16 protein-coding genes are annotated in these 21,619 nt (G+C 45.3%); 12 read left to right on the top strand and 4 right to left on the bottom strand.

Annotation, left to right across the window (positions count from 1 at the left end):
* Positions 1-265 precede the first annotated feature (265 nt).
* Positions 266-2,068, top strand: a complete 1,803-nt coding sequence (gene recQ, locus EGT51_RS04510; RefSeq protein ID WP_135367580.1) for a DNA helicase RecQ — start codon at positions 266-268, stop codon at positions 2,066-2,068.
* 77 nt (positions 2,069-2,145) lie between these two features.
* Here recQ and arfA read toward each other — a convergent pair whose 3' ends face one another.
* Positions 2,146-3,633: an arabinosylfuranosidase ArfA gene (gene arfA / locus EGT51_RS04505; protein WP_135367579.1), complete on the bottom strand. Its 1,488-nt coding sequence runs from the start codon at positions 3,631-3,633 to the stop codon at positions 2,146-2,148.
* 41 nt (positions 3,634-3,674) lie between these two features.
* Positions 3,675-4,655, bottom strand: coding sequence for a glycoside hydrolase family 43 protein (locus EGT51_RS04500; protein WP_135367578.1), 981 nt, complete (start codon positions 4,653-4,655; stop codon positions 3,675-3,677).
* A gap of 378 nt (positions 4,656-5,033) precedes the next feature.
* Between EGT51_RS04500 and EGT51_RS04495 the strand changes: the two genes are divergently transcribed.
* Positions 5,034-6,149 carry an ABC transporter ATP-binding protein gene (locus EGT51_RS04495; protein ID WP_135367577.1) on the top strand — a complete coding sequence of 372 codons (1,116 nt, stop codon included), beginning with the start codon at positions 5,034-5,036 and terminating at the stop codon, positions 6,147-6,149.
* Positions 6,150-6,200: 51 nt separating this feature from the next.
* Here the strand turns inward: EGT51_RS04495 and EGT51_RS04490 are convergent, their stop codons facing one another.
* Entirely contained in the window at positions 6,201-7,082 is an 882-nt protein-coding gene (locus tag EGT51_RS04490; RefSeq protein ID WP_167850140.1) for a PucR family transcriptional regulator, read from the bottom strand.
* Between the two features lie 135 nt (positions 7,083-7,217).
* Complete coding sequence (locus EGT51_RS04485; protein ID WP_135367575.1) at positions 7,218-8,672, bottom strand: alpha-N-arabinofuranosidase; 1,455 nt, start codon at positions 8,670-8,672, stop codon at positions 7,218-7,220.
* Between the two features lie 942 nt (positions 8,673-9,614).
* Between EGT51_RS04485 and EGT51_RS04480 the strand changes: the two genes are divergently transcribed.
* The 10 genes from EGT51_RS04480 to EGT51_RS04435 all read left to right on the top strand — a co-directional run bounded on the left by EGT51_RS04480 (position 9,615) and on the right by EGT51_RS04435 (position 21,587).
* The gene (locus EGT51_RS04480; protein WP_135367574.1) at positions 9,615-10,898 is read left to right on the top strand and encodes an ABC transporter substrate-binding protein; all 1,284 of its coding nucleotides are present in this window, start codon (positions 9,615-9,617) and stop codon (positions 10,896-10,898) included.
* 93 nt (positions 10,899-10,991) lie between these two features.
* Positions 10,992-11,918, top strand: a complete 927-nt coding sequence (locus tag EGT51_RS04475) for a carbohydrate ABC transporter permease (RefSeq protein ID WP_135367573.1) — start codon at positions 10,992-10,994, stop codon at positions 11,916-11,918.
* Positions 11,919-12,002: 84 nt separating this feature from the next.
* The gene (locus EGT51_RS04470) at positions 12,003-12,887 is read left to right on the top strand and encodes a carbohydrate ABC transporter permease (protein ID WP_135367572.1); all 885 of its coding nucleotides are present in this window, start codon (positions 12,003-12,005) and stop codon (positions 12,885-12,887) included.
* A 30-nt stretch (positions 12,888-12,917) separates the two neighbouring features.
* Positions 12,918-13,514: a hypothetical protein gene (locus tag EGT51_RS04465; protein ID WP_135367571.1), complete on the top strand. Its 597-nt coding sequence runs from the start codon at positions 12,918-12,920 to the stop codon at positions 13,512-13,514.
* Between the two features lie 5 nt (positions 13,515-13,519).
* Positions 13,520-15,037, top strand: a complete 1,518-nt coding sequence (locus EGT51_RS04460; RefSeq protein WP_135367570.1) for an alpha-L-arabinofuranosidase C-terminal domain-containing protein — start codon at positions 13,520-13,522, stop codon at positions 15,035-15,037.
* A gap of 331 nt (positions 15,038-15,368) precedes the next feature.
* Positions 15,369-16,451 carry a GntR family transcriptional regulator gene (locus tag EGT51_RS04455; protein WP_135367569.1) on the top strand — a complete coding sequence of 361 codons (1,083 nt, stop codon included), beginning with the start codon at positions 15,369-15,371 and terminating at the stop codon, positions 16,449-16,451.
* A gap of 503 nt (positions 16,452-16,954) precedes the next feature.
* On the top strand, positions 16,955-18,559 hold the full coding sequence (locus EGT51_RS04450) for a xylulokinase (RefSeq protein ID WP_135367568.1): 1,605 nt from the start codon (positions 16,955-16,957) through the stop codon (positions 18,557-18,559).
* Positions 18,560-18,582: 23 nt separating this feature from the next.
* On the top strand, positions 18,583-19,314 hold the full coding sequence (locus EGT51_RS04445; protein ID WP_135367567.1) for an L-ribulose-5-phosphate 4-epimerase: 732 nt from the start codon (positions 18,583-18,585) through the stop codon (positions 19,312-19,314).
* 52 nt (positions 19,315-19,366) lie between these two features.
* Positions 19,367-20,791, top strand: coding sequence for an L-arabinose isomerase (gene araA / locus EGT51_RS04440; protein ID WP_135367566.1), 1,425 nt, complete (start codon positions 19,367-19,369; stop codon positions 20,789-20,791).
* A 232-nt stretch (positions 20,792-21,023) separates the two neighbouring features.
* A complete protein-coding gene (locus EGT51_RS04435) occupies positions 21,024-21,587 on the top strand; it encodes a sugar O-acetyltransferase (RefSeq protein ID WP_135367565.1) in 564 nt (187 codons plus the stop codon).
* Positions 21,588-21,619 lie beyond the last annotated feature (32 nt).

Raw genomic sequence — 21,619 nt, 5'->3', positions numbered from 1 at the left:
TATCACGTTGTTCGGTTGTAACCGAACCCGAATGCCAGTAGAATAGACTTATTGAGATTTTTAAATTGGCTCAAAAAATGATTAAAAATTTTTTCGAGTGGGGGAGTAATCCCCGAAATAACTCGGATTTTTGCCACTTCGGGGTGGCAGTGACACGTGCTTACCGGCGTGGTAAATGGCAAGCAAGTGTGGCGGTATGCTGACCAAGGCCGGCACACGAACAACCCGAAAAAAGTTAGTGAAAAAATGACTAAGGAGCGACTCGATGGATCTGACGGCAGCGCAACACGTTTTAAAACAGGTCTTTGGCTATGATGCATTTCGACCAGGGCAACAGGCAGTAATCGAACACGTCTTGGCCGGGGAGAACAGTCTGGCCATCATGCCCACGGGTGGCGGTAAGTCCCTGTGTTACCAAATCCCCGCGATGCTCTTTGACGGCATTACGGTGGTCGTGTCGCCTCTGATTTCCTTAATGAAGGATCAGGTCGACGCGTTAAACGATAGTGGGATTCCCGCGACCTTCATCAATAGTTCGCTGGAATGGCCGGACATTCAAGAACGGCTGGCCGCTCTGCACAACGGTGAATATAAATTACTCTATATTGCGCCTGAGCGGTTGGATTCGGCTGCCTTTATCCAGTCCTTGGCAAGCCTGCCCATCGACTTGCTGGCGGTCGACGAGGCCCACTGTATTTCGCAATGGGGCCACGACTTTCGGCCCAGCTACCTGGCGTTGAGTACCGCCATTGAGCAGTTGCCGACGCACCCCCAGGTGTTGGCGTTGACGGCGACGGCCACGGAACAGGTGGCGACCGATATTCGCCAACAGCTGCGAATCGACGCGGCCAACGAGGTCAATACCGGCTTTGCGCGCGACAATTTGAACTTAACGGTGGTCAAGGACCAGGATACCGACCGCTACATTTTGGATTACCTCAAGGTCAACGCGGGCGAGGCGGGCATCATTTACGCCAGTACCCGCAAGGAAGTTGACCGGGTCACCAAATTGCTGCAGCGCCACCACATCGACGTGGCCCCGTACCACGCGGGATTGGCGGAAGAGGTGCGGCGGCAAAATCAAGAAGACTTCTTATATGATCGGGTCCAGGTCATGGTGGCGACCAACGCGTTTGGGATGGGCATCGACAAGAGCAACGTGCGCTTCGTGATCCACGCCCAAGTGCCCGGTACACTGGAAGCATACTACCAAGAAGCCGGTCGGGCGGGGCGAGACGGCCTACCTAGTGAGGCCATTTTGCTTTACCGCGCGTCTGACTTGCAAATTCAGCGGTTCTTTATCGACCAATCCGAAATGGATGAGGAACACCGCCAGCGCGCCTACCGAAAATTGCAGGTCATGAACCGCTACGCCAATACGCAGGGGTGTCTGCAGCAATTTATTCTCCATTACTTTGGGGAGGAGTCGGCGCCGTGTGGCCGTTGTAGCAACTGCCTGGATGACCGCGAAGCTCAAGACGTGACCACCGATGCGCAGAAAATCTTGTCCTGTGTGATTCGCTTGCGGTCGCGGTACGGCAAGGCCGTGGTCGCCCAAGTGCTGACGGGCGCGCACAACCAGCGCGTCTTGGAACAACATCTCGACGACGTGGCGACCTACGGCATCATGCGTGGTCAGCGCCAAAAGGCCGTGGGTGAGCTGATCGATTTCTTGACGGCGGCTGGTTACCTGGCGAGCGTGGGCGGCCAATACCCCACGCTCAAGGTCACGGCGGCTGGCGGGGCAGTCCTGAAGGGCGAGACTCAGGTCTTCCGCAAGATGGCCCGGCAAGTGAAACGCCTGGCCCCCGAAGACGACGAACTCTTCGAGCAGCTGCGCGCATTGCGGCGTAGCCTGGCCGAAGCTATCGGCAAGCCACCGTTCGTCATTTTCTCGGACAGAACCCTGCACGCCATTTGTGAAGCCCTCCCCGTCGATGATCAAGCTTTCCTCGACGTGAAGGGCGTCGGCCAGAGCAAATTGGATAAGTACGGCGAAGACTTCATGGCCATTATTCGGGAGTTTGTGGCGAATAAGGGGCAGGATGCGGGCGAGTCGGCGAGTTAATAGCTATAAAACAAAAGGGCTTCAACGCCTAACCGCTCAGTGCGGTAGGACGTTGAAGCCCTTTTATTCAGAATTGCTTACTTAACCTTGATCCGGAACATGTTCCAGGACAAGGGTTGTAACGTGGTCTTGAGAACGTTGTCGTCCAATGTGACCTGTTTGTTGGGTTGAATTGCCATTTGTTGATCTTCGTTGGTCTGCTTGATGTCGTAGCCATAGAATTGTGTGGCTTCGATGATGCTATCAGCCTGTAAATCGCGTAGATCAGTGGTGAAGTCCATGGCATCTTCGCCTTTGTTTTCGGCAAAGACCACGACTTCAGAGGCATCTTGGTTGTAAACGGCCAGGCTATCGAGGTAAGGTACATCCTTGAAGTCCTTGCTGTCGTAAGTGTCAGCCGTTTGCTTTGGTGTCAGCGCAATGCCCCGACCGTACTTGGAGACCTGCATGAACGGGAAGAAGATGGATTGTAGCCAGATGCCTTGGTCATCGGTCATGATTGGTGCGATGACGTTGACCAATTGTGCCAGGCAGGCGATCTTAACACGGTCGGCGTGCTTGAGCAAGGTAATCAGCATGGTCCCAACCATCAAGGCGTCTTCAAAGTTGTAGTGGTCTTCCAGCAAGTGGGGGGCGTTTTGCCATGGGGCGGTTTCGTCGTCTTGCTGATTAGAGTGGTACCAGACATTCCATTCGTCTAGCGCAAGATTGATGGTCTTTTCACTGTGTTTACGTGCTTTAACAGCGTCACAGACCGCAACAATACCACTAATAAATTCATCAAAATCAATGGACTTTGCTAAGAAATTGTGAAGGTCATTTTCCTTATTATCGTAGTAACGGTGAAGAGAGAGATAATCGACATCATCATAAGTATGGTCGAGAACGGTTTCTTCCCAGCTACCGAATGTTGCCATTTCACGGGTTGAGCTACCACTAACAACTAAATCGATATCGGGATCGACTAGACGCATGACTTTAGCAGTTTCATGGGCTAAACGACCATACTCTTCAGCAGTTTTGTGACCAATTTGCCAGTCGCCGTCCATTTCGTTGCCCAGGCACCAGGTTTTGATATTGAATGGCTTTTCGGCGCCGTTCTTTTTCCGCAGGTCACTCCAGTAAGTGCCGCCGGGAAAGTTGCAGTATTCAATTAAGTTGCGAGCGGCATCAATGCCTCGGCTACCTAAATTGACTGCCATATCGGGACGAGTACCCGTCTGATCGGCCCACTTCATAAATTCATGCAGGCCAAATTGGTTGGTTTCAATGCTGCGCCAAGCCAAGTCTAGACGAGTTGGACGGTCTTCCTTTGGGCCGACGCTATCTTCCCAGTTGAAGCCGGAAACGAAATTACCACCAGGGTAGCGAATCAAATCAATATTTAAGTCCTTGACGGCTTTGACAACATCCTGACGGAAGCCATTTTTATCTGACTTAGGATTACCAGGATTGTAAAGGCCATCATAGACAGCACGGCCTAAATGTTCAATTAGAGCACTATAAACACGGTCATCAATTTTAGAAATTTGATTATCGAGATCAACAGTTAAGTTTCCTTGCATGAAATAACCTCCTGATTGTATGTAAGTTGCTAACACTAATATTATTCGTAATTATGTGGCACTGGCTTGCCGAAGTTTGGCGTTCCGTCATCATTCCAAGTGAATGGTTGAACCATGGTGTGACGGTTTGGATCGTACAATGGGTCACCCTTGATGTCGGTGTAGTTCCGGCAGTGGTAAACTAAGATATCGGTCTTGTCATCTTCGGCGACGGTGAATGAGTTGTGACCGGGACCGTATTGGTGAATTGGCATGTTGCTTTGGAAGACAGGGGTCTTGGACTTGGACCAGTTAGAAGCATCCAAGAGATCGGCGTCTTCTGGTACGGTCAACATTCCCATGGCGTAGTTTTCGTCGGTAGCGCTTGCAGAATAGGTCAAGAAGAAACGACCGTTGCGGTGAAGCACTGCGGGACCTTCGTTGACCCAGAAGATCTTGGTTTCCCAATCGTATTCCGGCTTCGTTAACATCACTGGCTTGGTCTTCAACGTCCATGGATTTGCCATTTCAGCGATGTAGATGTTGGAATTACCCTTGATGGCAGGATCTTTTTGGGCCCAGACGTAGTACAACTTGTTTTGGGCTTCGAAGACCGTGGCATCCAAGGCGAAGGTATCCAGTGGTGTTTCGATTTGACCATGTTCGATCCAGTCGGCTTCGTCACGCATTGGGTCTGGGTTGTCACATTCGATGCAGTACATCCGGTGTTGGAACATGCCGTTGTGATCAAATTCCTTGGTGTGAGAAGCAGCGAAGTAGATGAACCATTTGCCGTCGATGTAGTGTAATTCAGGGGCCCAAATCAATTGGCTCATGGCACCGCTACCATCTGGGTGTTTACGCCAGATAGTCCGGGGTGCGGCGTTGGCTAAACCGTTCAAAGTTTTGGCCCGGCGAATTTCGATTAGGTTGTAAGCTGGAACAGAAGCAGTGAAGTAGTAGTAACCATCCGTGTGCTTGTAAATGTATGGGTCGGCCCGTTGGACAATCAATGGGTTGACGTAATCTTGTGCTTGTACCATAGGATCGATATGCTCCTTTTTAATATTTGTAAGTACCTTAAGAAAATACATTTCAAATAAGTGCTAATAAATACGTACAATTGAAATATACAACCGTATGAAAACGCTGTCAACCCTTTTGAGGGTCCATAGTATATTTCTAGAAGTGATGTAAAAAGTTTGTCTGATCAAAATCCATTCGAGTAGAATCCTAGATAGACCGGCAAGTTAGAAATTCGGCACGATACATCCTAATAAATTTTAAAAGTATTGAATTTATCAATGTTTTTGTGCAGGTTTGACAAAGTTCATATCAGTTTTTGGTCACTATTTGCTTTAAATGAATGCGCTTTCACAATATACTAAATATAGATAAACTTGAAAGGAATGTTATACATAATGGCAGAAGTTAACCTAGAGCATATCTACAAGCAATATGATGGGGCAGAAAATTATTCTGTTACTGATTTTAATTTGGATGTTAAAGATAAAGAATTTATGGTTTTCGTTGGACCATCTGGTTGTGGGAAGTCGACGACCTTGCGAATGATTGCCGGTTTGGAAGATATTACTAAGGGTAAGCTGGTCATCAATGGTAAAGTTGCTAATAATTTGGCACCAAAAGACCGGGATATTGCTATGGTCTTCCAAAACTACGCTTTGTATCCTCATATGACCGTGTACGGAAACATGGCCTTCGGGTTAAAGATTCAAAAGAAAGCAAAGGAAGATATTGATAAGCGCGTTAAACATGCTGCGGATATCTTAGGTTTGACGGAATACTTGGACCGTAAGCCAGCTGCGCTTTCTGGTGGTCAACGTCAACGTGTTGCGTTAGGTCGGGCTATTGTCCGTGATGCACCCGTATTTTTGATGGATGAACCTTTGTCAAACTTGGATGCTAAGTTACGGATTTCAATGCGGGCACAAATCGCTAAGCTGCATCAGGATCTTGGGACGACTACGATTTATGTCACTCATGATCAAACGGAAGCAATGACTATGGCAGATCGGATTGTTGTTATGCGTGATGGGAAAGTTCAACAAGTTGGTACACCATCCGAAGTATACGACAAGCCTGTAAATGCGTTTGTTGCTGGATTCATTGGTGCTCCAGCCATGAACTTCTTTAACGTCACGTTGCATGATGGTATCGTGACTGATGAAAAGGATGAATTACATCTTCGTGTTCCAGAAGGTCGTCTGAAGAATTTGGTTAAGCATGGTTACAATGGGAAAAAGTTAATTTTAGGTGTTCGTCCCGAAGATATCCATACAGAAAATGCGTTCTTGGAGGCATTCCCTGAAAATGAGGTTGATGCTGAAATTATCGTTTCTGAATTATTAGGAGCTGACTCACAACTTTACAGTAAGGTTGGGAATACTGAATTTGTTTCTAAAGTAAATGCACGTGACTTTGAAAAGCCAGGTGCTAGCGTCAAGATGGGCTTTGATTTGAACAAGGCACATTACTTCGATCCTGAGACTGAAGTTTCTGTAGATTACATGGAATAGATAATAAGATTAACTAAAAATAGGACTCCCGCTAAGGAGTCCTATTTTTAGTCATTGAAAGGTCAACAAGTAACAAAAGAGTAAGTCGTCCATATTTCTTAGATTAAACCCAGTTGTCTCTTGAAATTTCTTAATGCGGTATTGGAGTGTATTTCGGTGTAGAAACATTTTTTTAGCTGTGATACTGATATTTCCACCATTTTGATAAAGGATGGTGACCGTCTTTTTAGCATCAGGCATGTTGAAAAGTTCCGAATGACTCTTTAGAATAAGTGGATCCTGGCTCAGTTGCTTCTCGAAGTAATACTTTAAGATGCTATTTGAGATGGAGAAGATGCGTTCACTGGTGTTTTGCTGTAACTGGAACTTGAATAGTTTCCGTTCATGAGAAAATAGTTGCTCAATGGTGTCATCGTTTTGCCAGTACTGACCAATATATAACTTGGATGTGCAGTAGAAATCACTGTCCAGAGCCTGGCTAACACCCAAAAAATTTTCGTTATCATACATTTTGTCCTTCAAGGCTTCAATAACAATGGCCTCGTGGTTGTTAACCAGAAAGGTATCGACGAAAGGTTGCTTAAACATAGTCCTAAATGCACGTAACCAGTTATTAACAGGCATTGTGCTGTCATGACTAATTAAATTGATTTGGATAATTCGGACTCTTGATTCTGTTGCTTGTTTTTGAGAGCATTTCTCGCCTAAAAATAGCCGTCTGAACCAAGTATGATCATTTGCAGAATTCACGTTCTGCAGAGGCGTTTCATCAATTATGAGATTTAAAAGGGCCCTTTCTCGAGAAGAAAGGCTTTTCCGAGGGAGAGTTAACCACTTTGAGTCAATGGGAAAACTTAAGGAATTTTCGTCAGATGTAGGTGTATCTTTAAGCTCGGCATTCGGGAAAATACTGAGCAACTTATTAATTTCCATGCTATGCTTATTCCCCTTAGTATGATGATCCATTTATTTTAAGTACAATTAAATATTAACGCAAAGGGTTCTTGCAAAACTAGTCGGAATGACAAATTTTGCAAGAACCCATTTGGTGTCTTACGGTGTGGTAGATCACTTATTCGTGTTTACCTGTAGAGTAACGACGCTCATTGGTGGAATTTGAGCCTTCAACTGGTGGGGTTGGAAACTCGTCGTGGAGAATTCTTCTGATTTGACTTCATCTGGATGCTCGAAGTCATTGTGATCATCCATTCGTAATCCACGAAGCACGGTACCACTCACAGATTTAATCGCTGTATCTACGTCTACGGTGATGTCGTCGGGAGCACTTAATCCAAAATTACATAGTGAAATGAAATAGCCATCAGCGTTTTTGGAGACTGAAGCACTGGTTGTATCTGAAAGGTTATCAAAAGTGTCCATGGCGATTGCCTCTTGGTGTTTGGTAAACATTTTGAACACATAGTAGGTTGGCGTTTTAACCAACTTAGTACCATCCGTGAGTAACATAGCTTGTAGGACATTTACCATTTGGGCAATATTTGCCATTTGTACGCGGTCAACATGTTTTTGGAAAATGTGTAACGTGATTGCCGCAATCATTGCATCACGAATCGTATTTTGTTGATATAGAAAGGCAGGATTCGTATCTTTTTCGGCACGTAACCAAGAACCCCACTCGTCGACGATTAAGCCAATCCGTTTTTGAGGATCATACTTATCCATGATGGTACTGTGCTTGGTAATAAGTTCATCCATCTTTTGAGCACTCTTAATTAATGAGAACCATTCACTTTCAGGGAAGTCCAGCGCAGGGCGCTTATCCTCCCAAGCAGAGGCTAGTGCATAATGGTGAAGGCTAATACCGTCCATATATGGTGCAGCATTCTTCATCAGGACATCCATCCAGTGATAGTCATCCACGTTAGGGCCAGAAGCAATCTTATAGATAGGCGTATCAGCGTCGTAGGAGTTAATGAAGGTCTGATACTGGCGGTAGAGATCAGCGTAGTATTCGGGGCGCATATTACCGCCACCTCCCCAGCTTTCATTACCTACACCAAAGAATTTAACTTGCCAAGGATCCTTGTGCCCATTAGCAGTACGTAAGTCAGCCATTGGAGACGTGCCATTAAAAGTCATGTATTCAACCCACTCCGACATCTCCTGAACAGTTCCACTGCCAAGATTACCGTTGATATAGGCATCCGCACCAAGTTGTTTTAGGAGTTCAAAGTATTCGTGAGTTCCAAAATGATTATTTTCAACGACACTTCCCCAACTAGTGTTTACGATTCTTTTTCGTGTACTGGCAGGTCCAATGCCATCTGTCCAGTGATAGGTATCAGCAAAACATCCACCAGGCCAACGAAGGACAGGGACGTTAATTGCACGTAAAGCACTGACCACATCGTTGCGAATGCCATTTGTATTGGGAATATCAGAGTCTGGACCCACCCAAAGGCCATCGTAAATCCCGTGACCGAGGTGTTCAGAAAATTGACCGTAAATGTATTTGCTGATTTTGCCGCGTTCTCTTTGCGAATCGATTGAAATATAAGACAAACTATTACCTCCATGAAAAAATATAGAAGAAACATGAATGTGTCTCGGTGAAATGTTTTTTGTTCGGATAACATTATTTACTTGAACAATACATCTGAACAAATATTACCCTATAAAACGCTTTCAATCAAGCGGCAATGTTATCTGAAATATTTAAGTCTAGGTAGTACGATTGAGCGTGCCTAAGAGGTGGGGGATCGGCTAAGTCTAGCTGGTGACGCAGTTGGAATTAATAATGCATGCGGAGCAATTGCTAATGATTGTATCAAAAAAGCATTAAACAAGAATAGAGCCAGTTGATTTTTTTAAGATTGAGGATTTTATAGTACAATGTGAGTCGCTTTTAGTCATAATGAAGAATATGTCTTCTTCATTACGAAAGAAAAGAGATGATATTCAGATGATAAATTAAAGAAAAAAAGGGAAAAAATCAAAATTGTTCCGTATAACTATTGTAATCGCTTACAATTTATGCTAAATTTGTACGTGGATAAGGCAAGGGAGTTAGATAGATAATTAGGAATATGAAAGTATTGCTAGTTGTTCTAAACCCAGGAGTTGCTGGGGCTAACTTATTGCTGAATCGTTTGTTCATTGAACAGACTAGTGAGGATAATTGCAGTTAATCTATTGAACGTTAATGCGCAGGCGATCACTGGATTAGGTGTGATGACTATCATACCTTGTGATTTTATTCTCAATGAGTTGACTAGTGTTCAATGGCTGTATAGATGAAAGGGGGTCCTTCAATCGAGTATAGCAGTTCAAAAGTTCTAATATGGTAGTGGCATTGCGTAAAGTACGGTCATTATTCTAAGTACATAATAAAGAGTTGGAGTATCTCATATCATTTAGGGGTTAGTAGATACTTGGATTCGAGAGCGAAACCACTATCATTAAGTACGGTATTGGAATTAACTACTAATCATAGAGGTGTAAATCATGAAACATGGCTTAATTAAAAAGCTTGGTGTTGTCGCTGCGATTGCTGCAGCCGGACTTAGTTTAGCTGCATGTGGGAGTAACAGTAAGTCGAGTAGTAGTTCTTCAGGGAAGACAACGACTATTACTTTCTGGAATGGGTTCACATCAACCGATGGTGACGTCCTAAAGCAGATTGTTAAAGATTATAACAAGACAAATAAGGATCACGTTAAGGTTAAGATGGACATCATGACTTGGGATAACTTCAATCAGAAGTTACCAACGGCCATCACAGCTAAAAAGGCACCTGACTTTGTCGCTATGAATTATGGTGACATGGCTTCCTACGTTTCTAACGGAACAATGAAGGAAATGGGTGACTTCTACAACCAAAGTGGCGTTGACAAGTCAAACTTCCAGTCAACTGCACGGAACTTAGGGGTTATCAATGGTAAGACTTACTTCATTCCTATGCAAGTGCAAGGTATGTATCTCTACTGGAACAAGAAACTCTTCAAGAAGGCCGGTTTGAATCCTAACAACCCACCTAAGACTTGGGCAGAATTAGCAACTGATGCTAAGAAGATTTCTAAGTTAGGGAACAACACCCAAGGGTTTGCAATGCCTAAGGATGGTAGCGCTATCATGTACAACTTGTTACAGGATAACGGTGCTAAGTTAATGAACAGTAGCGAAAAGAAGTCTGCTTTGAATTCTGCAGCTACTAAGAAGAGTTTTGATTACCTGCAACAATTAATCAACAAAGATGGCGTTGGTCCTAAGAACATTTCTGGTGCCGAAGCTGATAACTTAATGCTTGCCGGTTCTCTTGGGATTTACATCAACGGTCCTTGGTTAAACTCTGGTTTGAAGAAGAACAAGATTGATTATGGTATCAATACCTTGGTTCAAGCTAAGCAAGGAGACCAGAAGGCTATCTTGGATGGTGTTGGGTTTGGTATTCCAACCAGCACTAGCGATGACAAGACTAAAGCTATTTACTCATTCGTCAAGTACTGGAACACGACTAAGATTGGTAAGAAGTGGAGCCTTGAAAACAAGTGTGCACCATACCTGAAGTCTGTCGCAGCTAACAAGGATATCAAGGCTGATAAACTTGTCTCTACGATGTACAAGCAAATTGGGTATGCTAAGCCATACTACCCAGGTAACAAGAACATGAGTAACATCACGACTAACGTGATTAACCCATCTATTGAAAAAGTTTTAGCTGGGAACAATACTACGAGTGTGATGAAGTCTGCATCTAAGCAAATTGATAGTACATTAAGTGGTAATTAGTTTGTAAGCTAGTTAATGTGAATCATAAAAAAACAGATGTTAATTTCAATCTCGGTTGGAATTAGCATCTGTTTTATAAAGGAGTCGAGTTAAATGGAAGAGATCGATACATCAGTTAACAAAAAACGTTCGTTCTTCCGATTCTGGAATCAACCGAAGCATGCTGCCTACTTATTTATGGCACCATCTATTATCATCCTGCTATTCTTCATGGTGATTCCTTTGGTCGGGACCCTGGGTCTCAGTTTCTTTGACATTAATATTTTCTTCACGGGAACAAAGTTTGTTGGTTTGGATAATTTTATTCAATTCTTCCATGATCAACGGGCGATTAACTCTATGTGGCATACGGTATACTTCACGCTTCTGGAAACACCTACACAGGTTATTGTGGGGACTATTGCTGCCGCTGCACTGTCACGGACAACCTTATTCAATCGCTTTTCTCGGTCCGTATTTTATGTGCCAGTTATCTGCTCTTTGACAACTAGTGGGATCATCTTCTCAATGTTGCTCGATCCTAACATTGGTTGGATTCCTTATGTGTTACACCAATTTGGCATGAGCACACCTCAATTCTTCCGTGACGCCTCGTTGGCAATGCCTTCAATCGCTGTCATGACGGTTTGGAAGAACTTCGGTGTTACGATGACGATCATGTTGACAGCCATCCAAGCAATTTCGCCTAGTCTGTATGAATCAGCTGAAATGGATGGGGCCAATAAGAAACAACAATTCTTCCATGTTACGATTCCACAAATCATTCCTTCATTAGGTTTTTGTGTGATGACTAACTTGATTGGGTCAATGCAAGTCTTTGACCAAATCTATGTAACTACTGCTGGTGGACCAGAATTTAAGACTGAATCAGCTGTTCAGTACATTTATAGTCGAGGATTTTCTGCGCCATATCAATTGGGTTATGCGTCATCCGTTGCAACTATTTTATTTGTGATTATCGCGGTTCTTTCTATTTCCGCTAACTTGTACATGAGTCATAAGGAAAAGCAAATGCGGTAAACCCCAATTTGACTAAAAAGTCCTTTATGGTAGGCGACTTTAAATTTATTTGGTCCGTAGAGGACGCGAAAGGAATGAATCTGTATGGAAGCACGAACAGCTAGTACGACTGAGCTGGTTGACTCTGGTAAGAAGAGTAACTACCATCGGAGTCGGTTAATCAAGTCAATCATTTTCAAAATTGTTATGTCATTGTTGATTTTAATTGTTGTCTTTCCGTTCTTATGGTTACTGTTATCCTCATTCAAATATGAAAAGGATATTATTACCTATCCACCGCACATCTTTGCTGGAAAGTATACGTTCCAAAACTACATCAAAGTTTGGGATACTATCCCTCTGTTAGGGTATGTCAAGAACACCGTTGTCTTTGCTGGGGCAACTATGATTATTTCCCTGGTCTTAGACTCAATGACGGGGTATGCATTAGCACGAATGGAATTCAAAGGTAAGACGATGTTTTACTACTTCGTCATGGTTACTATGATGATTCCATTCATGGTTTACATGATTCCTCTGTTTATCGAAATGAACAAGATGAACTTGTTGGATACCTATACTGGGTTGATTATTCCGCGGGCAACGACCGCATTTGGGATTTTCATGATGCGTTCTAATTTCGTTGGGTTACCACGAGATCTAGACGAGGCCGCTCGACTAGATGGATTGAATGAGTGGCGGATCTTCACCAAGATTATGCTACCATTGTCCAAGCCAACTTTGATGGCACTAGCGGTCTTCACTTTGACCAACAACTGGAACGACTTGCTGTATCCATTGATTTTGACGACGACTTCTAGCATGCGGACGTTACCAGCCGGGTTAGCACTCTTTACGGGTCAACATATTTCATTCTATGGTCCTGTTATGGCTGGTGCCGTTATTTCTATGTTGCCATTATTCATCATTTACATCTTCGCTCAAAAGTACTTTGTTCAAGGTTCAGCAATGTCTGGTATGAAGGAATAGTTTCAATATAGATAAGGAGGAAAGCTACGCATGTCACGGATTTTTAACAGCCGGCTATATTTGGGCTTGATACCGCTGACAAACTATCTGATTCTTGGGGTATTTGCAACGATGGGGTTTGCGACGGTTTTCTTTGCCTATCCAATCATTAGTGCATGTATTACCACTGCAATTCGGATCTATGGTCAGGGTAATGAAACGATTTTGAGAAAGTTTTTTGAAGAATTGAAACGTCACTTTTGGACAAAATTGGGAATTGGGTTGGTCACTTCAACAATGGCCATTCTATTCTACTATGTCTACATGAAGGCGTTTACGCGGGTAATTGTGCCAATTCGTGTAAGTCTGGTCATCTCATTATTTCTGTTTGTTGCAGCGTTGTTTTACATGGTACTTGAGGAATATTCGATGAGAGATGAATTTCATTTTAGTCGATTCTTTCAGAATGCGATGATTGATATCGTAATTGAATTACCGATGACCTTAGCATTTGCGGCAATCATGTTCATTATGATTTTATGTGCGATGGTTTTCCCAGTCACTATTTTCTTCAGCTTAACTTTTTTGAACTTTATCTTCGCCTCTTTCTATCATAAGAGGTTAAATACAAAACTTTCGAGGTTTTAGTCTATATGGCAAAATTAAATTTGTACAATGAACAACGATTTGATGTTCGTCCGCGTATGTTTGGCTCTTTCCTAGAGCATATGGGAACAGTCATCTATACTGGAATTTATGAACCGGGACATCCTTCAGCAACTCCTGAGGGATTTCGCGGGGATGTACTGCAATTAGTGCGTGACCTTGGCGTGAAAACCTTACGTTATCCCGGCGGAAACTACACGTCCAGCTATCACTGGGAAGATACAATTGGTGATAAGACGACGCGGCCTAAGCGAATGAATATCGCTTGGCAATCGTTAGAAACGAATCAGTTTGGTTTGGATGAATTCTTCCAATGGATTCAACAAGCGAAGGTGGATAACCCGATTTTAACGGTCAATTTAGGTACTCGCGGTATTGATGATGCTCTTCACGAATTAGAATACGTGAATGGCAAATATGATACCGATTGGGCTAACTTGAGACGGCAGAATGGACATGCAGCTCCCTACGGTGTTAAGTATTGGTGCCTAGGTAATGAATTGGACGGTCCTTGGCAGGTGGCAAGCAAGACGCCAGAAGAATATGGCCTACTTGCAAACGAGACTGCCAAGGCGATGAAACTGATGGACCCAGATATTGAAACCATTCTGGTTGGAAGTTCAACGCCCCGGCTTGATACGTATCCTTCATGGGATTTCAAAGTTTTGATGGCTGCGTATGACAATGTTGATTACATCGCGATGCATGATTATATCGATCGTGATCAATCTGAAAACTTAGACCAAGAGTCTTTGCGTGCGTCTGACGACCTACCAACGTATTTGGCGCGGTCGCTTGAGTTCGACAAGCAGATTGAAGAGGTTGAAACAATTGCTGATGCGGTGAAGGCACTGAAACATAGTGATAAGACTATGAAGATTTCGTTTGACGAATGGAATGTTCATCATTTCTCGCAAAAGAAATCACAGCCTTGGAGTGAGCACAACCCTGTGGATTGGTGCTACTTCAATTTGGCCGATACGTTACTGTTTGGTTCAATGGCGTTGGCAATTCTTAGACACGGTGATCGGGTCAAACTTTCGTGTCAAGCCTTATTGGTTAATACGATTCCATTGATTTTGACCGATGAAGGTGGTAACGCCTGGGCTAATCCGACTTATTATGTTTTGCAATCGATCTTACGTAACTTATCAGGGACGTCGAGTGTCGTGAAAACAGCAATGGTGGATGGCAAGCGTTATTCAACAGAGCGGTATCAAAATGTTTCAAGCGTGGATCAAGTTGTGATGGATACGGGTTCTGCGTTTGTTGTATTTGCGGTAAATCGAGAAAACGAGAGTCAAACTTTCTCAATTGATTTTCCAAACGTAATAAAAGATGGTCATATGGAACACATCGTAGGTAAATTAGAGGATATGAACACACGTGAGCATCCCGAGACACTAACGCTTCAATCGTGTGAGACTACTATCAATAGTGGCAGTAGCTCACAAAATGTTACATTATCGGGATATTCATGGAATGTCGTAACCTTTAATTACTAGACGGTACCTGGTGATTCCACCTGATGATCTGATGTTCACTAAAGCGGCAGTGAGAGTTGAAATTGAAGGCAAATTTAAGCAGTACGTGAGCGTTTAATGTACTGATTGTATTTTGAATCATCTGTCACTTAAGGAATGAGAAGAGATAGTGTCCTCAAGACTTGAGGGAACTATCTCTTTTTGGATAGAAGATTATGGACACCACTTTTTGGGTTAACGATCGGGTTAAAGCGTGAGACAAAAGAGTTGTCTAATAAATATATTTATTTCATAATTTATTTGTAAACAAGATCGAAAACCGGTAAAATGGGACCATTGATGAGGTGCTAACATGGAGAACAAATATCAAAAAGTCAAAGATGGCTTAAAAGAAGATATCATCTCGGGAAAATATCAGGTGGATGAGAAGTTGCCTACTGAGTCCGAGTTAATGAAACAGTATGCGGTCAGTCGCTATACGGTTCGTCGTGCAGTGGGGGACCTAGAAAGTGATCATTTTATTTATCGCATTCAAGGTGGTGGGATGTTTGTACAGGATTGGCATAAGGACTGGTCTACGCCAACCGATACCAAACTGATTGGTGTTATTACTACCCACATTGCGGATTATATTTTTCCTAATATTATCTCGGGAATTGATCAAGTATTATCTAAAGCGGGCTACTCTATCCTTATCAGTAACACGCACAATACGCATGATAAGGAACGTAAAAGCCTAATTAATATGTTGGATAGTAAGGTTGCGGGATTGATTATCGAGCCAACTCAAAGTGCTTTACCCAACCCCAATGAAGACTTGTATCAGGAAATTAAAGACGATGAATTGCCGACGTTATTTATTAACGCGCATTATCCGCGGTTAGACTTCCCGTATGTAGATACAGATGATTTGGGTGCAGAGCAACGCATGATGCAGTATTTATTCGATTTAGGACATCGGAGTATCTTAGGGATCTTTCAAGTTGATGATATTCAGGGTGTCTACCGGATGAATGGGTTTGTTCGTGCCTATCAGGAGCATCCAGAATATTCTTATTTGAGTAATATCATCATGTATCAATCAAAGGAATCAGCTGATAAAATCTATGAACGAATCAACGGTTACTTACAACAATCAGAGGCGCCAACCGCGATTGTTTGTTACAATGACCAGCTAGCGATTCGCGTGATTGATTATTTGAAGTCGAAGGGTATTCGAGTGCCTGAAGATATTTCAGTTACCGGATTCGACAATTATCAACTTGGTGAGTACTTTACGCCGTCGCTGACAACCATGAATCATGAGAAAGAACGTATGGGAGCCGACGCCGCTAAGGCAATTATCAAGCTGTTAAATCGTGAGGCAGTTGAAAACGTTACTTATCAACCTGATATTGTCAAGCGACATTCGGCTATCGAGTTAAAGAACCAATGAAGGGAGGGCCTGGTGTATTCCAGGCCTTTTTTGTGTTGGAGGTGACATTATTACAAACGAAATTTGACCGGATTTTGTATCTGGGATCCATAAAATGTAAAAAATTCTTAATGACCTGATGTGAAAACTAATGGATGAATTCGGAAGACTTACGAGAGTGTTCGACAATAGCACTCAGCTTACGAATGGTTTTTAAGCACAAGCCTGTAAATGAGCATTTTAAGGGTGAATTTAAGAGAGGTCCTACTGCAAAGACTATTTATCCGGATAACATTAAAAGAGGGTTGTTCCACGGAAAAATAATGGTTGCGGTTACATCGCTGTGGTGACAACAAATATGGTCTTATGAAGGCTGAAAAATAAAAACCAATTATTAACCGAAAAAATTGGAATATAATACGGACAAATGTGTAAAAGCTCTTGATTTGTACGAACAAAAATTGTACAATTCTTATGTTGAGTCATAAGTTATAGAGATTAATTGAGCTATGGAGGTTTATCGCATGAGTGCGGATAAGATTATTCAGGATGTTGAAAGCGGTAACATCTCGTTGGGGATCGAATTAGGGTCCACGCGGATCAAAGCCGTCTTAGTAACGCCCGACTTTAAAACGATTGCTTCCGGCAGTTACGTTTGGGAAAACGAATTGAAGAATGGCATTTGGACGTACAGTTTAGATAACGTCTGGGCCGGGATTCAAGCCAGTTACCAAGCCATGGCCGCGGAAGTCAAAGATAAATATGGCGTGGCCCTCACCAAGATTGGTTCCATTGGGGTCAGTGCGATGATGCACGGTTACATGGCCTTTGATGCCAACGACCAACTGCTGGTACCTTTCCGGACTTGGCGGAATAACATCACGGCAGAGGCCGCCGATGCGTTGACGGATTTGTTTGATTTCAACATTCCCCAACGTTGGAGCATCGCCCACCTGTACCAGGCCATCCTTAACCAAGAAGACCACGTCAAGGACGTCACGTTCTTCACGACGCTGGCCGGTTACGTTCACTGGCAATTGTCCGGCGAACGGGTCATCGGTATCGGCGATGCGTCCGGGATGTTCCCGATTGATAGCGACACCAAGGACTACAACGAAAACTTATTAGACAAGTTCCGTAACGTGAAGTCCGTGCGCCAATATCATTGGGACATCAAAGACATCTTGCCCAAGGTCCTCTTGGCTGGGCAATCAGCTGGTAAGTTGACGACCGACGGGGCCAAATTACTGGATCCCGCGGGCAACTTGACTGCTGGTAGCGTCATGGCGCCGCCAGAAGGGGATGCCGGGACCGGGATGGTCGGCACCAACGCCGTGCGTGAACGGACCGGGAACATTTCCGCTGGGACGTCAGCCTTCTCCATGGTGGTCTTGGACCAACCGATGAAGACCGTTCACCGCGACATTGATTTGGTCACGACGCCTACCGGATTACCCGTGGCCATGGTTCACACCAACAACTGTTCTTCCGACATCAACGCCTGGGTCAACCTGTTCAAGGAATTTGCCCAAACCATTGGCGTTGATCTGAAACCCGACGAATTGTACGGGGCACTCTTCAATAAGTCGACCGAAGGGGATGCCAATGCCGGGGGCCTGTTGAACTACAGCTACCTGTCCGGTGAAAACATCACCAAGATGACGGCTGGCCGGCCCCTGTTTGTGCGGACGCCGAACAGCAACTTCACTTTGGCCAACTTCGTGAAGACGCAGCTCTATGCCGCATTTGCCCCACTGAAGATTGGGATGGACATCCTGGCCAACGAAGAACACATCCATTTGGACTCCTTGATTGCCCAGGGTGGGTTGTTCCGGACGCCAAAAGTGGGCCAACAAGTCTTGGCCGATTCCTTGAACACGCCAATCACCGTCACCAACAATGCCGGCGAGGGTGGTCCTTGGGGGATGGCCGTCTTGGGCTTCTACGTCACCGATAAAGATGACCATGAAACCTTGGAAGACTTCTTGGATCACAAGGTCTTCGCCAATCCTGAAAGCACCACGCTCGCACCAGATCCCGCTGGCGTACAGGGCTCAAATGAATTTATCGCCAACTACAAGGCCGCCTTACCGGTTGAAGGCAGGGCCGTCGATGTCTTGGCTGACTAACACAGATTAAAAGGAGAAATAGCATGCTTGAAGATTTAAAACAAGAAGTTTACGAAGCGAACATGCGGTTACCAGAACTTGGCCTGGTTTCATTTACCTGGGGCAACGTTTCTGGGGTTGACCGGGAAAAGGGTCTGTACGTCATCAAGCCTTCTGGGGTTCCTTACGATGAGCTCAAGGCTAGCGACATGGTCGTCGTGAACTTGGCTGATGGTAAGGTCGTTGAAGGGGATTTGAACCCATCCAGCGATACGCCAACGCACACGTATTTGTACAATCATTTTCCAAAGATCGGTGGCATTGTCCACACCCACTCACCTTGGGCTGTGTCCTTCGCCGCAGCCAAGATGGATATCCCAGCCATGAACACCACCCACGCCGACACCTTCTACGGCGACGTGCCAGCTGCGGATGCCTTGACTAAGGAAGAAATCGAAGCCGACTACGAAGGCAACACGGGTAAGACCATCGTTAAGACCTTCAACGAACGCGGCATCGATTACGAAGCCGTTCCCGCTGCATTGGTCAGCCAACACGGGCCATTTTCCTGGGGCCCGACTCCCGACAAGGCCGTTTACAACGCCAAGGTGCTCGAAGTGGTTGCCGAAGAAGACTACCACACCTTGCAACTGACGCGGGCCAACCGGGAATTGCCACAATACCTGTTGGACAAGCATTACTTACGGAAGCACGGCGCCAACGCCTACTATGGCCAAAACAACGCCAAGTCCAAGGAACACGCTGCTCGCGAGTAGTCATTTAACCCTGTTAAAAATTAATTTAAAATCTCTCAAAGGAGTGTCACTTATGTTATCAGTACCAGATTATGAATTTTGGTTCGTTACCGGTTCCCAACACCTGTATGGTGAAGAACAATTGAAGTCCGTTGCCAAGGATGCCCAAGACATCGCCGACAAATTAAATGCCAGCGGCAAATTGCCTTACAAGGTGGTCTTCAAGGACGTCATGACGACCGCTGAAAGCATCACCAACTTCATGAAGGAAGTCAACTACAACGATAAGGTTGCCGGGGTTATTACCTGGATGCACACCTTCTCCCCAGCCAAGAACTGGATCCGTGGGACGGAATTATTGCAAAAGCCATTGTTGCACTTGGCAACCCAATACTTGAACAACATTCCTTATGCCGACATCGACTTTGATTACATGAACTTGAACCAAAGTGCTCACGGTGACCGCGAATATGCTTACATCAACGCCCGGTTACACAAGAACAACAAGATCGTTTACGGCTACTGGGGCGACGCTGACGTGCGAGAACAAATTGCCCGTTGGGAAGACGTTGCAGTTGCTTACAACGAAAGCTTCAAAGTCAAGGTTGCCCGCTTTGGCGATACCATGCGTAACGTGGCCGTCACTGAAGGTGACAAGGTTGAAGCCCAAATCAAGATGGGCTGGACCGTTGACTACTACGGTATCGGTGACCTGGTTCAAGAAATCAACAAGGTCGCAGACGCCGACATCGACAAGGAATACGCTGATCTGGAATCTCGCTACGAAATGGTTCAAGGCGACAACGATGCTGACAAATACAAGCACTCTGTTCGCGTACAATTGAAGCAATACCTCGGGATCAAGCGTTTCTTGGAAAAGGGCGGTTACAGTGCCTTTACCACCAACTTCGAAGACCTTTGGGGCATGGAACAATTACCTGGCTTAGCCGCACAACTCTTGATTCGTGACGGCTATGGCTTCGGTGCTGAAGGTGACTGGAAGACCGCTGCCTTGGGTCGGGTCATGAAGATCATGTCTCACAACGACCGGACGGCCTTCATGGAAGACTACACGTTGGATCTGCGGAAGGGCCACGAAGCCATTCTCGGGTCTCACATGCTGGAAGTTGACCCATCGATTGCTTCCGACAAACCACGGGTTGAAGTGCACCCATTGGATATCGGTGGCAAGGCTGACCCAGCACGGTTGGTCTTCACCGGTTCCGAAGGCGATGCTATCGACGTGACCGTTGCGGACTTCCGTGATGGCTTCAAGATGATCAGCTACGCCGTTGATGCCAACAAGCCAGAAGCCGAAACGCCTAAGTTGCCAGTTGCTAAGCAACTCTGGACGCCAAAGGTTGGCTTGAAGACCGGTGCCTTGGAATGGATGAAGGCCGGTGGTGGTCACCACACCATGCTGTCCTTCTCCCTGACCGAAGAACAAATGGAAGACTACGCTACCATGGTTGGGATGACCAAGGCTTTCATCAAGTAAGCTAGTCAGTAATGAAGTGGCCACTCGCCAGTATTCGGCGGGCGGCCGCTTTTCGTTTTAAGAAAGTATTGCGTTGGCTGGCCGCCTTGCCGTTGCGCGAAGGCAGGACTGGAACGTTAGGCGGCCAGTTCACATTGTGAGGCTGTAAACGGCTATCTTTGACGGCGTGTTATTATTGCGTGCCATGAGAATTTGACAGTGATAGATCTGCATTGGAAAGAGGAGAAAACCTATGCCAAAGACTGAAAAAGAAAAAATGATTACCGGTGAACTGTTTAACGTTTATGACCCCGAATTGGTCGCCGAACGCGGTGTTGCGCGTGACCAGGTGGAGGCGCTGAATGCCCTGGGGGAAAGTGATCCTGAGGAGAGCACCCGTCGTGTTAAGGCGTTGTTTGGCGCCACTGGGGATGCCGTGGAAGTGCACGCGACCTTTCGCTGCGACTACGGCTACAACATTTCCGTGGGGGAGGACTTCTTTGCCAACTATGACTGCACGATCTTGGACGTTGCGCCAGTGACGATTGGCAAGCACTGCCTGCTCGGGCCCAAGGTGCAGATCTATTCGGTCAACCATCCCGCTGACCCCAAGCTGCGCCGTAACGGGGCCATGGGCATTGGCAAGCCGGTCACGCTGGGCGACGACGTCTGGGTTGGTGGCGGGGCCATCATTTGTCCCGGCGTGTCTCTGGGCAACAACGTCATTGTGGCCGGGGGCGCGGTCGTGACCAAGTCCTTTGGCGATAACGTGGTCCTGGGCGGTAATCCAGCGCGGGTGATTAAGGAATTGAAATAGGATTGATTAGTGTGGCTGCCTGAGAGGGTGGG

The sequence above is a fragment of the Levilactobacillus suantsaiihabitans genome (assembly GCF_004745505.1).
GTDB lineage: Bacteria > Bacillota > Bacilli > Lactobacillales > Lactobacillaceae > Levilactobacillus > Levilactobacillus suantsaiihabitans.
This window is presented reverse-complemented; position numbering and strand designations above follow the sequence as displayed.